Source organism: Klebsiella sp. PL-2018, from assembly GCF_019048985.1.
GTDB classification, from domain to species: domain Bacteria; phylum Pseudomonadota; class Gammaproteobacteria; order Enterobacterales; family Enterobacteriaceae; genus Klebsiella; species Klebsiella michiganensis.
On the sequence record NZ_CP077673.1, the window covers coordinates 5,811,073 to 5,825,435 of the forward strand.

At 56.7% G+C, this 14,363-nt stretch carries 12 protein-coding genes and 1 pseudogene; 2 read left to right on the forward strand and 11 right to left on the reverse strand.

Translation table 11 applies throughout. The features are described from left to right. Window positions 1-42: 42 nt before the first annotated feature. The 7 genes from MKleb_RS27450 to MKleb_RS27480 all read right to left on the reverse strand — a co-directional run bounded on the left by MKleb_RS27450 (window position 43) and on the right by MKleb_RS27480 (window position 6,228). Window positions 43-1,380 (reverse strand): MFS transporter, encoded by a 1,338-nt coding sequence (locus tag MKleb_RS27450; protein ID WP_071846050.1) that lies wholly within the window; start codon window positions 1,378-1,380, stop codon window positions 43-45. A gap of 176 nt (window positions 1,381-1,556) precedes the next feature. After that, a complete protein-coding gene (gene dgoD, locus MKleb_RS27455; protein WP_025107562.1) occupies window positions 1,557-2,705 on the reverse strand; it encodes a galactonate dehydratase in 1,149 nt (382 codons plus the stop codon). Then, window positions 2,702-3,319 (reverse strand): 2-dehydro-3-deoxy-6-phosphogalactonate aldolase, encoded by a 618-nt coding sequence (locus tag MKleb_RS27460; RefSeq protein ID WP_014227330.1) that lies wholly within the window; start codon window positions 3,317-3,319, stop codon window positions 2,702-2,704. The genes dgoD and MKleb_RS27460 overlap by 4 nt, the downstream gene beginning before the upstream one ends. Then, complete coding sequence (locus MKleb_RS27465) at window positions 3,303-4,178, reverse strand: 2-dehydro-3-deoxygalactonokinase (RefSeq protein ID WP_025107561.1); 876 nt, start codon at window positions 4,176-4,178, stop codon at window positions 3,303-3,305. The genes MKleb_RS27460 and MKleb_RS27465 overlap by 17 nt, the downstream gene beginning before the upstream one ends. Then, a complete protein-coding gene (gene dgoR / locus MKleb_RS27470; RefSeq protein WP_014227332.1) occupies window positions 4,175-4,864 on the reverse strand; it encodes a D-galactonate utilization transcriptional regulator DgoR in 690 nt (229 codons plus the stop codon). Before dgoR ends, MKleb_RS27465 begins: the two co-directional genes overlap by 4 nt. A gap of 241 nt (window positions 4,865-5,105) precedes the next feature. After that, window positions 5,106-5,918 (reverse strand): sugar-phosphatase, encoded by an 813-nt coding sequence (yidA, locus tag MKleb_RS27475; protein WP_004855697.1) that lies wholly within the window; start codon window positions 5,916-5,918, stop codon window positions 5,106-5,108. A gap of 115 nt (window positions 5,919-6,033) precedes the next feature. Beyond that, the gene (locus tag MKleb_RS27480; RefSeq protein WP_217076785.1) at window positions 6,034-6,228 is read right to left on the reverse strand and encodes a hypothetical protein; all 195 of its coding nucleotides are present in this window, start codon (window positions 6,226-6,228) and stop codon (window positions 6,034-6,036) included. Here MKleb_RS27480 and MKleb_RS27485 point away from each other — a divergent pair. Continuing rightward, window positions 6,169-7,352, forward strand: a pseudogene (locus tag MKleb_RS27485) (IS91 family transposase). The gene MKleb_RS27480 and the pseudogene MKleb_RS27485 overlap by 60 nt on opposite strands. A 182-nt stretch (window positions 7,353-7,534) precedes the next feature. Here MKleb_RS27485 and MKleb_RS27490 read toward each other — a convergent pair. Beyond that, window positions 7,535-8,515: a zinc-dependent alcohol dehydrogenase family protein gene (locus MKleb_RS27490; RefSeq protein ID WP_217076385.1), complete on the reverse strand. Its 981-nt coding sequence runs from the start codon at window positions 8,513-8,515 to the stop codon at window positions 7,535-7,537. 110 nt (window positions 8,516-8,625) lie between these two features. Here MKleb_RS27490 and MKleb_RS27495 point away from each other — a divergent pair, with 110 nt between their 5' ends. Continuing rightward, entirely contained in the window at window positions 8,626-9,561 is a 936-nt protein-coding gene (locus MKleb_RS27495; RefSeq protein WP_025107559.1) for a LysR family transcriptional regulator, read from the forward strand. Between the two features lie 32 nt (window positions 9,562-9,593). Here the strand turns inward: MKleb_RS27495 and gyrB are convergent, their stop codons facing one another. The 3 genes from gyrB to dnaN form a co-directional block, all read right to left on the reverse strand. After that, window positions 9,594-12,008 (reverse strand): DNA topoisomerase (ATP-hydrolyzing) subunit B, encoded by a 2,415-nt coding sequence (gyrB, locus tag MKleb_RS27500; protein WP_004126944.1) that lies wholly within the window; start codon window positions 12,006-12,008, stop codon window positions 9,594-9,596. A 28-nt stretch (window positions 12,009-12,036) separates the two neighbouring features. After that, window positions 12,037-13,110, reverse strand: coding sequence for a DNA replication/repair protein RecF (gene recF, locus MKleb_RS27505; RefSeq protein ID WP_004126948.1), 1,074 nt, complete (start codon window positions 13,108-13,110; stop codon window positions 12,037-12,039). 148 nt (window positions 13,111-13,258) lie between these two features. Next, window positions 13,259-14,359 (reverse strand): DNA polymerase III subunit beta, encoded by a 1,101-nt coding sequence (dnaN, locus tag MKleb_RS27510; RefSeq protein ID WP_004107206.1) that lies wholly within the window; start codon window positions 14,357-14,359, stop codon window positions 13,259-13,261. Window positions 14,360-14,363 lie beyond the last annotated feature (4 nt).

Here is a 14,363-nt window from a genome sequence, read left to right on the forward strand (position 1 = left end):
CTGATGCGAGACTTTCGCATCAGGGTATCGTATCGGAAAGAATTAGCCTACTCGTTTGACATCCCCCACCAGCAGGATGTAAGAGAGCGCGCCCACCAGCGCAATAACGGAAATATAAACCAGCGCAGGAGCAAAACCATAGTCCTGGGCCAGATAACCCACCACCAGCGGAACGGTGATACCGCCCAGCCCGCCGACGAAATTAAACATTCCACCGGTCAACCCGATAAGCCGCATCGGCGCAAGCGAAGAGACCAGCGACCAGGTAATGGAGGCGAAGCCGTTACCGAAGAAGGCCAGCGCCATCAGGACCATAATCCACACCGGATCGTTGGTATAGTTTGCGCCCATGATGCAGGTCGAGATCAGCAGGCCGCAGATAATCGGGGTTTTACGCGCGGCGCCTAATGAGAAACCTTTTCTCACCAGCCTGTCCGCCAGCCAGCCGGAGAGCAGCACGCCAACAAAGGCGGCAAGGAACGGAACTGTGGTCATAAAGCCCGCTTTCAGCGCCGTAATCCCCTTTTCCTGGGTCAGATAGTTGGGGAACCAGGTCAGGAAGAACCACAGCGTCGAGGTCACGGCAAACTGCCCAAGATAAACGCCAATCAGTTTGCGATGGAATACCAGCTTCCAGTCGGCTTTGGTCAGCGGCTGCCGCGCCTCTTTTTTAACGGGCGCATCGCCGTCCACCAGACCACCGCCGTCGCGAATATAATCCAGCTCGGCTTTGCTGATGCTTTTCGTCAGACGCGGCGGCTGATAAACCTTAATCCAAATCAGTGACCATACGATCCCGATAGCGCCGGTAACGATAAATACCCAGTGCCAGCTCAGCATTTCCTGAATCCAGATTAATAGCGGGGTCAGGAATGCCAGCCCGACAAACTGGCCTGAGGTGTAAAAACCGACGGCTGATGCGCGCTCGTGCTCCGGAAACCAGCTGGTCACCATGCGATTATTGGTGGGAAACGCCGGCGCTTCAAATATCCCGGTAATCGCGCGCAGGCCAATCAACGACATTAGCCCCGTGGCAAATCCCTGCAGTAGCGTCGCCACCGACCAGCCAAAAATAGCGATAAAGTAGGTCAGCCTTGAGCCCACGCGGTCAAGGAACCAACCGCCGGGAATCTGGCAAAGCGTATACAGCCACGCGAAGGCGGAAAATACATATCCCATTTCCGCTTTGGTAATACCAAACTCTTCCTGAATATGCGCCGATGCCACGGCAAGGTTGGCGCGATCAACATAACAAATCACCACGGTAATAAAGATCATAATCAGCGTCAAATAACGACGACGCCCGGGTTTTGCAGCTGTAACTGAAATATCCATCGCAATCTGTCTCCAGATTTTGGGCATAGCGAGGCCGCTCACCATGCCCGGTAATTTACAGAGGGTGTGTTTAAAATTTATATTTTTGCTTACGAATGCTCTAAATAGTTCACGTTGCAGGAAGGCGGCAAGATTGCAAATCCCCGGGAGCTTACATTAGTAAGTGACCGGGGTGCGGCAATCGCAGCCAACGCACCTGTGGCGTGAAATATGAAGAGCATTTACCATTCCGCGACGCTACCATCCTCATGCCGCCACAACGGATTACGCCAGTCCGGCGCATTCTGACTTAATTCAATGACCCGCGCTTCATCGATTTCTACGCCAAGCCCGGGCTTCATTAATGGTTTAAAGAAACCGCCTTCCATATTGAAGTCGTCTTTATTTTTCACAAAGTCGAGTAATTCCGCGCCCTTGTTATAGTGAATGCCCATGCTTTGCTCCTGGAAGACGGCGTTATAGGAGACAAAATCGACGTGCAGGCAGGCGGCAAGCGCAACAGGCCCCAGCGGGCAGTGCGGCGCCAGCGCCACGTCGTAGGCTTCGGCCATTCCGGCGATTTTATAGCACTCGGTAATACCGCCCGCGTGCGACAGATCGGGTTGGAGAATGGCCAGCCCACCGGCTTCCAGCACGCGTTTAAACTCGAAGCGCGAGAACATGCGTTCGCCCGCCGCGATAGGAATCGAGGTTTGCGCCGCCAGCCGCGGATAATATTCCGCCTGCTCGGCAAGAACCGGCTCTTCAATAAACAGCGGGCGATATTGCTCCAGCTCTTTAATCAGCACCTTCGCCATTGGCGCGCTAACGCGGCCGTGAAAATCGAGACCGAACTCAATTTCATTGCCGAACGCTTCGCGAATTTGCGCGACGGTATTCACCGCCGCATCCACCGCGCGAGAATTATCGATCAGCCCCAGCTCTTCGCAGCCGTTTAATTTGAAGGTATCAAAACCAATACCGCGCAGCTTCTTGATGCCATCAATCACCTCTGCCGGACGGTCGCCGCCAACCCAGCTGTAGGCTTTGATTTTGTCACGCACCAGGCCGCCCATTAGCTGCCAGACCGGCGCGTTCAGCACTTTGCCTTTAATATCCCACAGCGCCTGGTCGATACCGGCGATGGCGCTCATTAAAATCGGGCCGCCGCGGTAAAAGCCCGCGCGGTACATCACCTGCCACAGGTCGTTAATCCGCGCCGGATCCTGGCCTATGAGATATTCGCCGAGCTCATGCACCGCCGCCTCTACGGTGCGCGCGCGCCCTTCAATCACGGGCTCGCCCCAGCCAACCACGCCTTCGTCGGTTTCAATTTTTAGAAACATCCAGCGCGGGGGTAAACGATACGTGGTGAGTTTGGTTATTTTCATTGCACTGCCTCTCGATACGCTTTAACAAATGCTGCCGCCTGCCGTTGGGTACGCTCTACGGATTGGCCAGCGCGATAGAGATCGCTGCCCAGCCCGGCACCGGTACAGCCTGCTTTTATCCACTGCGCCAGATTTTCCGGCGTCACGCCGCCCACCGCAAAAACGGGCACCTCCGGCGGCAAAACGGCCTTTAGCGCTTTGATGTAGTCAGGGCCAAAAGCCGAAGATGGGAAGACTTTCAACGCCTGAGCCCCGGCGTCCAGCGCGGCGAACGCTTCCGTCGCCGTCGCGCATCCGGGACAAACCGTCATGCCGTAGCTCACCGCACGGCGAATGACCTCGGGCTGAATATTGGGCGTGACGATAAGCCTGCAGCCCATTCGGGCAAGCTGGTCCACCCGCTCTGCATTAAGCACGGTGCCCGCGCCAATCAGCGCCTTATCACCATAAGCCTCAACAACGGCGGGAATACTCTTTTCCCACTGCGGTGAGTTGAGCGGAATTTCAACGGCGTCGAAGCCGGCGTCGATCGCCGCCCCCACGTGCGCCAGCGCCTCTTCCGGCGTAATCCCGCGCAGGATAGCGATAAGCGGTAAGTTAGTTTGCCACTGCATGGATGATGCTCCTTATTCCTGTCTGAAATGCGTTGTCGCCCGACACCACGGTGGTCTGACGGCCAATGGCGCTCAGTGCCTGCTGATAGCGGTTCGCCAGCGTCTCGCCGGCGACAATGGTGACCTGCTGGTCGCGAAAGCGTTGGCTCAGGGTGGCGACTTCCGCGCCAATCAGCAGTCCCGACAGAAACTCGCCGACATGCGCGCGCGGCAGCGAACCCAGCACGTGTGAAGCGCGAACTTCAAAAAGCTGCGGCAGGATGTCTGGCGAATGCAGGCCGCGCTCAAGCCCGGCGTTAAACGCGTCAGGAGCGGAGACCTGCTCCGGTAACCCGGCGCCGACCAGCGAGTGGCGCAGCAGCAGGTGGTGAAGTTCGCCGGTCATCACCGTGCGAAAGTCGTTAATTTGTTGGCGGTCTGCCTGCACCCATTTGCAGTGGGTGCCGGGCATCACGTAGACGGAAGAAGGGGCTATCGCCCGCGCGCCGAGGAGCTGAGTCTCTTCGCCGCGCATCACATTATGGTTATCGTCGCGAGAGACGCTGAGTCCGGGAATAATCCAGACGTTGTCGCTAACGGCAGTTAATTGTTCACCAATGGCGGAGAAATGAACGGGAACCGGCAAGTAGGGTACCGCCTGCCAGCCGACGTTACTGCCGACCATTCCTGCCATCACCGCCGGGGTCGCGCCGTCGCGCCAGCCCCGGGTTATTTCGCTAAACACCGCGGCGGGGGAGTGTCCGTTCAGACGCGTGACGCCTGCTTCCGATTGCCTGCTCTCCAGACACCGTTCGCCCTGATAGAGCCAGGCGCGCAGGTTGGTCGATCCCCAGTCAATTGCGATGTAGCGAGATGTCATGTGATTTCCTTTAACCTTCGTGTCGAGCTGGCGATCATGGTGAGCGCCGCCTGCTCCGCCGCTTCGCTGTCCTGATGCCGGATGGCGTCAAACAGCGCCTTATGTTCCTGGAGCGTTTTCGGCATGTTGGCCTCATCGCCCATCCACGTTCTTTCAAATACCGCCCGCTGTAGCGAGCTGATCGCCACGTTGAGCTGCTGCAGAACCGGGTTATGCACCGACTGCAGCACCGCCTCGTGATAGCGAATATCCGCTTCGTTAAACGCTTCCCTGTCCTGGTTATTGGCGATCATGTCGTTGAGCGCTTCTTCTATTTGCGCCAGGTCGCTCGACGTCGCGCGCTCTGCCGCCCAGCGGGCGATCGCGGGTTCAACCAGGTTACGTACCTCGCTCATCGCGCTAATCAGCCGCGGGTCGTAATCACTCTCCAGCACCCACTGTAAAACGTCGGTGTCGAGATAATTCCACTGGTTGCGCGGGGTAACGAACGCGCCGCGATAGCGCTTCATTTCAATCAGCCGTTTAGCCATCAACGAACGGAACACTTCGCGAATGATATTGCGCGAGGTGGCAAACTCCTCACACAGGTCGGCTTCAGCGGGCAGCGCAGAGCCGGGAACGTATTTGCCGCTGACAATCTGCTTGCCCAGCGTGATGACGATGCGATCGGTTTTATTGAGAGTCATGGAAAGTCCTTGTGCTCTGGATGTCTCTCTACTTTACCGCGACAGGCGGTTTTAACCGCAACTTTGTAGTACTAACGTGATGTCACTCGTCATCGCCATGGACACAATGTAGTACAACACAAACATGTTGTACTACAATTTAGATCACAAAAACGACAATTTGGTTTGGAGATTTTGCGGCGGGTTAAACTCAGGGCATAAAAAAACCCGCGATAAACGCGGGTTTTTCAGAAAGAGATTTTTAGTTTAAGACATATTTTTCAATAGCATATGCCACACCGTCTTCCAGATTGGATTTGGTGATAAAGTTTGCCGCTTCTTTGACGGCCGGAATCGCGTTATCCATCGCCACGCCGACGCCAGCGTATTCAATCATCGCGATGTCGTTTTCCTGATCGCCAATCGCCATCACCTCTTCCGGCTGGATGCCCAGCGCATCGGCCAGCGATTTCACGCCGGTACCTTTGGTGACGCGTTTATCAAGAATTTCAAGGAAGTACGGCGCGCTTTTCAGCACGGTGTACTTCTCTTTCACTTCAGCCGGAATGCGGGCGATAGCCTTGTCCAGAATCGCCGGCTCATCGATCATCATCACTTTCAGCAGCTGGATATTCGGATCCATCTTTTCGGCTTCGCAGAAGACCAGCGGGATCGTCGCCACGTAGGATTCATGTACCGTGTAATAGCTCACATCGCGGTTCGCGGTATACAGGGTGTTACGATCGAGCGCGTGGAAGTGGGAGCCGACATCGCGGGCCAGCTGTTCCAGATAGCGGTAGTCGTCGTAGCCCAGCGCGGTTTGCGCAACGGTACTGCCGTCGCTCGCCTTCTGCACTAAAGCACCGTTATAGGTGATGCAGTAATCTCCAGGCTGCTCCATATGCAGTTCTTTCAGATAGCTGTGCACGCCAGCGTAAGGACGGCCGGTGGTCAACACCACGTTGACGCCGCGTTCACGGGCTGCGGCAATCGCGGTTTTCACCGCAGGAGAGATAGTATGGTCAGGCAGCAGCAGCGTGCCGTCCATATCGATTGCAATCAGTTTAATAGCCATGAAATCCCCGGGTAAGATGAGTCCTTACTCATGCTAACGCGATTAAGCCCACAAAAATAGAGCTACATTGCGCAGCAGAACCCCCCCTTTTAGGCAAGATCCGGGGAACGGGGTCTTACTCGCGGGTGAGCACGATTTTGCCAAACGCACCGCGATCGAGGTGTTCAAGTAGGCAGCCTGACGGCTGCGACTTGTTATGGCCTTCGGCGACTGTTATAACTTCAGCTCCCACTTCTTCTGTGAAATGATTATGCTTCCCCGCTTCGCCGATATCTTTCAGCAAGGCAACCGCTGGCTTAGCTGGTTTCACAAACAGCCTGAAGGTTCTGTTCGTCCCGCTGTCATTGAGGCCGTCACTAAAATCATGGCCTGCGGCACCACGCTCATGGGATACACCTGCTGGCGCTGTCCTGACCCCGGATGTGGCCACTCAAAAAAGTCTGCTTCCGCTGTAAAAGCCGCTCCTGCCCCCACTGCGGCGTAAAAGCAGGCGAAGTCTGGATACAGTATCTTCTCGCCCTGGTGCCCGACGGTGAATGGCAGCATATCACCTTCACTGTCCCCTGTGACTTCTGGCCCCTGATATACCATAACCGCTGGCTGCTCGCCGAAATGAGCCGCCTCGCGGCCGATGTTATCCTGGAAACCGGCCGACGCGGCGACTTTCTGCCGGGCTGCTTCAGCGTCATCCATACCTGGGGGCGCGACCAGCAGTGGCATCCGCATATTCACCTTTCCACAACGGCCGGCGGGATTACTGACACCAGTACCTGGAAGAAAGTGCAGTTTTACGCCCGTAACGTGATGCCGATGTGGCGCTGGCGTATCACTGACCTGCTGCGCCGGGAATTCTGGCGGCTGGAGATACCGGCAACCCTGGCTGCAGAAAGTCGCTGCAGGCAGGACTGGAATCGCTTTCTGGACCGGCACTACAGAAGAAAATGGAATGTGCGGGTGTCGAAGGTGATGGACAACGCCACGCACGTGGCGATGTACTTCGGGGCTTACCTTAAGAAGCCCCCGGTGTCGATGAGCCGGCTGGAGCACTACGCCGGGCGGGATGATATTATCATGCGCTACCGCAGTCACCGGACAAAGCAGGAGGAGACGCTGACGCTGAGCGGGGATGAGTTTATGGAACGCTTTTCCTGGCATGTGCCGGAGAAACGGTTCCGGATGGTGCGGTATTACGGTTTTCTGAGTCCGTCAAAGCGGGCCGTGCTGGAAGTCGTGTATCTGTTAACAGAGACGCAGCGTAAAACGGCGCGGAAGGTGACATGGCGGGGGCTGTACCAGCGGCTGCTGAAAGTGGACCCACTGGCGTGCATTTTGTGCGGGAAGATAATGTGTTTCGGCGGGCTGAAACGGGGGCAGCGGCTTGCGGAACTGATGGCCCGGCATGAGCAGCTGGCGCAGATGAAAATGTGCGGTTAGGCGCGGATGCAGGGAAGATCCGTCCACAGCGCAGGGAAAGTTTAAAAGACGGTCAGTTAATCGATATCACCGATAAATGAGCGATTACTGATTGAAGCAAACAATCACCAGACCTCCGTCAGCGCTGGCCGGGAGTCAAAAATGGTGGTTGTTTGTTGTTCAGTTTCAGGTTTTAATTCCTATCAATCAAGCGCCTGTGCAAGCTGGTCAAAGCGGTAACGGTGCTCAATCACCGGTTTCAGCCTGGTCACGTCAACGGCGCGGACAAAATCTTCCAGTGCGCGACGGTGCCCCACGCCAATACCTTGAATCACCGGGGATTTCAGCAACAGTTCGCCCGCGGGCAGCGAGATTTCACTGCCGGCCAGCACGCCGATGACCGAAATACGCCCATGAACCGCCACGGCGCGCAGGGAATGCCTCAGGTTCTCCCCGCCAACGGTTTCAATGATGTGGTCGATGCCGCGATTGTTCGTCAGTTCGTATATCCCTTCAGCCCAGTCGCCTTTAAGCCGGTTGATGCCATAATCGGCGCCGAGTTGTTTGGCCCGCGCCAGTTTTTCATCGCTCCCGGACGTGACAAAAACCTCTGCCCCCTGCGCTTTGGCAATTTGCAAAGCGAATATCGCCACACCGCCCGTGCCCTGCACCAGTACCGATTGCCCGGCGCGTAAATGACCGCGCTCCACCAGCGCGAACCATGCGGTAAGCCCGGCGCACGGTAACGTGCTGGCCTCTGCGTCATCCAGGGTTTCCGGGGCGGCCACCAGCCCGTTTTCATTCACAATCACGTACTCAGACAGCATGCCCTGGAAGTAACCGCCGGTCGTTTTATAGGGCAAAGTGCGGGCGTCCGCTGTTGGCCTACCGTCGATCCACTCCGGGAAAAAGGTCGAGATGACGCGAGCGCCGGGTGTGAAACGCGTGACGCCCTCGCCCGTGCTTTCCACCACTCCCGCCATATCGGACGCCGGCGTAAACGGGAAGGAAAGCGCAATCGGCATGGTGCCTTCAATGACCATTTTATCGCGATAGTTGAGCGCAACGGCGTTCACCCGTACGCAGACTTCACCCGGCCCTGGCTGCGGAACAGGCGCCTGGATGAGTTTGAGGTTGTCGCGCCCGAGGGCGTCCATGGACCAGCGTTGCATTGTCTCAGTCATTTTTTCTCTCCTGCCATTAAATAAGCTTCAGGAGCGACAGTCTACCGTTGACTCAGGGTCGCCAGTGGCGATAAGTTTTCCCATTATTGATGAAAGAAAAGATACAATCCATGACCGATACGCTGAAGGATATTCCGGTTTTTGTGGCCGCCGTTGAGGCTGGGAGTTTTGCTCAGGCCGCAATCCGTTTGCATTTGTCGCGTTCGGCGGTAGGAAAGAGCATCGCTCGCCTTGAGGAGCGACTGGGGGTACGTCTGTTTCAACGAACGACCCGCAGCCAGAGCCTGACCGACAACGGCGCCCTTTTTTATGAACACTGCCTGCGCGCGCTGGAGGAAATTCGGGGCGCAGAATCGCTGCTGGAAACGGGGAAACAGCAGGTCAGTGGCCGCCTGCGCGTGGCCATGCCGGTGCTGTTTGGCCGCCAGTGCGTCGCCCCGCTGCTGATCGCGCTGGCGCAGGAACATCCAGGCCTTGAGCTGGAGATGTCATTCAGCGATCGCGTGGTGGATCTCGTCGAGGAAGGGTTTGATATGGCGGTGCGTAACGGCACGCTTCAGGACAGCAGCGTTCTGGTCGCCAGAAGGCTGGGAGAACACCGCATGGTGCTGTGCGCCGCGCCGGATTATCTGCTGAAGAAGGGCACGCCGCAAAGCGTTGATGATTTACTCCATCATGCGGCCATTAACTATCTGCAGGCCGGCAGAGTGCTCTCCTGGCAGCTTATGGATAGCGAAGGTGCCTCGCACACCTTCACTCCCCGTTCATCGCTCAATATGGATGATTTGCAGGCGATCTGCGATGCTGCGCTGGCCGGACACGGCATTGCATGGCTGCCCTGCTGGATGGTCAGCAAAGAAATTCATCAGGGAAAACTCGTTCCGCTGTTAAAGCAGGCGCCGGATGTGCGCTTCGACGTTCACGCGGTCTGGCAACAGACGCCGCATCTACCGCTGAGGGTGAGAATTGCCGTCGATACGCTCGCCAGCCGTTTACCGTCCATAATGTCGCTGGACAGGCCTGCGCCCACAAAAAAGCCGCGCTAAACGCGCGGCCTGAGTATGGCGGTGTACGACGATTAAATATCGATGTTTGCCGCTTTGAGGGCGTTCTCTTCGATAAAGGCGCGACGCGGTTCAACGGCGTCCCCCATCAGGGTCGTGAACAGCTGGTCAGCGGCAATCGCGTCCTTGACGGTCACGCGCAGCATGCGGCGGCTGTCCGGATCCATGGTAGTTTCCCACAGCTGATCCGGGTTCATCTCACCAAGACCTTTATAGCGCTGGATAGAGAGTCCGCGACGGGACTCTTTCACCAGCCAGTCCAGCGCCTGTTCGAAGCTGGCCACCGGCTGACGACGTTCGCCGCGCTCAATAAAGGCATCGTCTTCAATCAGACCGCGCAGCGTTTCGCCCAGCGCGCAGATACGGTGGTATTCCGGCCCGGTGACAAACTCGTGATCCAGCGGGTAGTCGGTATCCACGCCGTGGGTACGCACGCGAACGATCGGCTCAAACTGCTGCAGCTCGGCGTTCTCGCGGACATCAAATTTCCACTGGCTGCCGTGCTGCTCTTTCTCGTTCAGCTCGCTCACCAGGGCGTTGATCCAGCGCGTTACGGTCTGCTCGTTCGCCAGGTCGGCCTCCGCCAGCGTCGGCTGATAGATAAGCTCTTTCAGCAGGGCTTTAGGATAACGACGTTCCATACGCGTAATCATTTTCTGCGTGGCGTTATACTCGGCAACCAGTCTCTCCAGCGGCTCGCCGGCTAAGGCCGGCGCGTTGGCGTTGGTATGCAAAGTGGCGCCATCCAGCGCGATGGAGATTTGGTACTGATCCATCGCTTCGTCGTCTTTAATGTACTGTTCCTGCTTGCCTTTCTTCACTTTGTAAAGCGGCGGCTGGGCAATGTAGACGTGTCCGCGCTCAACGATTTCCGGCATCTGGCGATAGAAGAAGGTCAGCAGCAGCGTACGAATGTGCGAGCCGTCGACGTCCGCATCGGTCATGATGATGATGCTGTGGTAGCGCAGTTTGTCCGGGTTGTACTCATCGCGGCCAATGCCGCAGCCCAGCGCGGTAATCAGCGTCGCCACTTCCTGAGACGCGAGCATTTTGTCAAAGCGCGCTTTCTCAACGTTAAGGATTTTACCTTTCAGCGGCAGAATCGCCTGGTTCTTACGGTTACGCCCCTGTTTCGCAGAGCCGCCCGCAGAGTCCCCTTCCACTAAGTACAGTTCAGAGTGCGCGGGGTCGCGTTCCTGACAGTCCGCCAGCTTGCCCGGCAGGCCAGCCAGATCCAGCGCGCCTTTACGGCGAGTCATTTCACGCGCGCGACGTGCGGCTTCGCGCGCGCGCGCCGCGTCGATGATTTTACCGACCACGATTTTGGCGTCAGACGGGTTTTCCAGCAGGTATTCGTTCAGCAGTTCGTTCATCTGCTGTTCGACCGCCGATTTCACCTCGGAAGAGACCAGCTTGTCTTTGGTCTGCGAGGAGAATTTCGGATCCGGCACCTTCACGGAGACCACGGCAATCAGGCCTTCACGGGCATCGTCGCCGGTGGCGCTGACTTTCGCTTTTTTGCTATAGCCTTCTTTATCCATGTAGGCGTTCAGGGTACGGGTCATTGCCGCACGGAAGCCTGCAAGGTGGGTACCGCCGTCGCGCTGCGGAATGTTGTTGGTAAAGCAGTAGATGTTTTCCTGGAAACCATCGTTCCACTGCAGCGCAACTTCAACGCCGATGCCGTCTTTTTCGGTGGAGAAATAGAAGATATTCGGGTGGATCGGCGTTTTGTTTTTGTTCAGATATTCGACGAACGCTTTGATACCGCCTTCGTAGTGGAAATGATCTTCTTTACCGTCGCGCTTGTCGCGCAGGCGAATCGACACCCCGGAGTTCAGGAACGACAGCTCGCGCAGGCGTTTTGCCAGAATCTCGTATTCGAATTCGACCACGTTGGTAAAAGTTTCGTAGCTCGGCCAGAAACGAACCATGGTGCCGGTTTTTTCGGTTTCGCCGGTAACCGCCAGCGGCGCCTGCGGCACGCCGTGGGCATAAATCTGACGGTGAATTTTGTTATCGCGCTGAATGACCAGCTCCAGCTTCTGCGACAGGGCGTTAACAACGGAAACGCCTACGCCATGCAGACCACCGGAAACTTTATACGAGTTATCATCGAATTTACCGCCCGCGTGCAGAACGGTCATGATCACTTCCGCCGCCGACACGCCCTCTTCCGGGTGAATACCGGTCGGAATACCGCGGCCGTCATCCTGTACGGAGACGGAGTTGTCGCTGTGGATAGTAACAACGATGTCTTTACAGTAACCTGCGAGCGCTTCGTCGATAGCGTTATCCACAACCTCGAATACCATGTGGTGCAGACCGGTGCCGTCATCCGTGTCGCCGATATACATACCCGGGCGCTTACGCACCGCATCCAGCCCTTTCAGGACTTTGATACTGGAGGAGTCATAAGAATTCGACATCAACGTTTCTCGCTCATTTTATCTTAGGTTAATCCGCTATTTTACCCTTTTCCACGGTAAACATCTTCGAATTTTCGTCCGACATGTCCATAACGTGTTCAGCGCTAATGGCGCTGACGAAAACCTGCGACTGCGTGGCTTTTAAGCGGCTGGCCAGCAGCCCGCGCCGCGCGTCGTCAAGTTCCGAGGCAAAATCATCTATCAGGTACAGGCAGCGCCGCCCGCTTTCACGGGTCAGAAACTCGCCTTGCGCCAGTCGTAGGGCGCACATCAGCAGCTTAAGCTGCCCGCGTGACAATGTATCCTCTACCGGCGCGCCGTCGGCACGAATGCGGAAATCCGCTTTGTGCGGGCCGTGGGCGGTATAGGTTAGCATGCGGTCGCGTTCGAAATTTCGCTCCAGCACCTCGGCATAATCCGTTTCTTTCTCCCAGCCGCGCTGGAAAGAGAAGGTGAGAGCAAACTCCGGTAAAAACTGCCGACAGGTATCCGCCATGTCTTCGACGATAGCGGCACTGTATTCGGCCCGCCAGCGGCTGATTTGCTCCGCCAGCGGTATCAGCTCCAGATCCCAGGGCCGCAGCTGCGCATAGCGGCTGACCTGACGCAGCGCGGCGTTGCGCTGCTTCACCAGGCGCTTCAGGTTGCTCCAGGCGGTAAAGAATCCGGCTTCGTTGTGGAAGCATCCCCAGTCAAGGAACGCTCTTCTGTATTTGGGGCCGCCGTTGAGTAAAGTAAACCCCTCGGGCGTAATCAGCTGCATCGGCATCAGGTGCGCCAGCTCCGCCACTTTATGCCCGTCGGTACCATCGATACGCACCTTGCTGTCGCCCTGCTTATCTTTTGTCAGGCCGATAGATACTTCTCGCTCTTCGCCCTGCAGGCGACCGTGCAGGACAAAGGACTCCTGCTCGTGACGAATCACGCGGCCAATCTGCAAACTACGAAACGCCCGACCGTGGCCAAGCGTGTAGATAGCTTCAAGCACGCTGGTTTTGCCGCTGCCGTTGGCGCCAACCAGGAAGTTAAAGCCGGGGGATAAGGCGAGATCCGCATTTTCAATATTGCGGAAGTCTTTGATTAGAAGTCGGGATAGCGACATATCAGCTCGTCATCATTCAAGGGGCGTGGGTGTCGCAGCCAGTTCGTCTACCGCCAGCGCGCAGAAAGCGGAGCGTACACGAAGTACGTGAGCATTTCGAGCACTGCCGGAAGGCGAAATGGCAAGTAAACCAGCCCCTTTGCAGATTCTACAATCGCATAGGCATGACGACATAGGCTGCGGATTGAGAAGCCGCATCCTCAATCTGCACGCTCGACACGGAATCGGTCAGCAGGATACGCACATTCTCGCACTTCAGCGCGTTAAGCACATCCAGTACATAGCTGACGTTAAAGCCGATTTCCATCTCAGTCCCGGCATAGGTGACGTCCAGAATCTCTTCCGCTTCTTCCTGTTCCGGGTTATTGGCGGTGATTTTCAGCTGATTTTCACTGACGTAAAGGCGCACGCCGCGGAATTTTTCGTTAGAAAGAATCGCCGCGCGGGCAAAGGCCTGCTTGAGAATATCGCAGCCGGCGTCCAGGTGCTTATCCGGATTTTTCGGTAGTACGCGGCGATAGTCAGGGAAACGACCATCCACCAGCTTTGAAGTGAAGATAAAGTCGCCAACGTGAGCGCGGATATTGTTGCTGCCGATCTGCACGCGCAGCGGGGTATCGCCGCCGTCGAGCATACGCATCAGCTCAATCACACCTTTACGCGGTACGATCACCGAATGATTGGGCAGGGACTCTTCCAGCGGCATCGAGCAAACCGCCAGGCGGTGGCCGTCGGTCGCCACGGTGCGCAGTTCGCTGCCTTCGGTTTCAAACAGCATGCCGTTCAAGTAATAGCGAACGTCCTGGTGAGCCATCGAAAACTGCGTCGCCTCGATCAGGCGCTTCATGGTCGCCTGCGGCAGGGTAAATTCAACTTCGCTCTGCCAGTCATCAAGGTTGGGGAAATCCGCTGCAGGCAGCGTAGAGAGCGAGAAGCGGCTGCGACCGGAACGCACCAGCATACGCTCGCCTTCCAGCTGTACCGCAATCTCCGCGCCTTCAGGCAGGCCGCGGCAGATATCAAAAAATTTACGCGCCGGAACGGTTGTTGCTCCCGCTTCGTGCGGCTGAATCAGCGCAACGCGCGCGACCATTTCCATTTCCAGATCGGTACCGGTCAGCGACAGCGCGCCATCGGTAACCTGAAGGAGCAGGTTGCCAAGAATCGGTAGCGTCGGACGACCACCTAAAGGACCGCTCACCTGTTGCAGCGGTTTTAATAAATGTTCACGTTCTACGGTAAATTTCATAGCG

Excerpts from the sequence above, each read along its gene's own strand:
- MKleb_RS27450 (WP_071846050.1), bottom strand. The coding sequence starts at position 1,380 with ATGGTGAGCGGCCTCGCTATGCCCAAAATCTGGAGACAGATTGCGATG.
- dgoD (WP_025107562.1), bottom strand. The coding sequence starts at position 2,705 with ATGAAAATAACCAAACTCACCACGTATCGTTTACCCCCGCGCTGGATG.
- MKleb_RS27460 (WP_014227330.1), bottom strand. The coding sequence starts at position 3,319 with ATGCAGTGGCAAACTAACTTACCGCTTATCGCTATCCTGCGCGGGATT.
- MKleb_RS27465 (WP_025107561.1), bottom strand. The coding sequence starts at position 4,178 with ATGACATCTCGCTACATCGCAATTGACTGGGGATCGACCAACCTGCGC.
- dgoR (WP_014227332.1), bottom strand. The coding sequence starts at position 4,864 with ATGACTCTCAATAAAACCGATCGCATCGTCATCACGCTGGGCAAGCAG.
- yidA (WP_004855697.1), bottom strand. The coding sequence starts at position 5,918 with ATGGCTATTAAACTGATTGCAATCGATATGGACGGCACGCTGCTGCTG.
- MKleb_RS27490 (WP_217076385.1), bottom strand. The coding sequence starts at position 8,515 with ATGACTGAGACAATGCAACGCTGGTCCATGGACGCCCTCGGGCGCGAC.
- MKleb_RS27495 (WP_025107559.1), top strand. The coding sequence starts at position 8,626 with ATGACCGATACGCTGAAGGATATTCCGGTTTTTGTGGCCGCCGTTGAG.
- gyrB (WP_004126944.1), bottom strand. The coding sequence starts at position 12,008 with ATGTCGAATTCTTATGACTCCTCCAGTATCAAAGTCCTGAAAGGGCTG.
- recF (WP_004126948.1), bottom strand. The coding sequence starts at position 13,110 with ATGTCGCTATCCCGACTTCTAATCAAAGACTTCCGCAATATTGAAAAT.
- dnaN (WP_004107206.1), bottom strand. The coding sequence starts at position 14,359 with ATGAAATTTACCGTAGAACGTGAACATTTATTAAAACCGCTGCAACAG.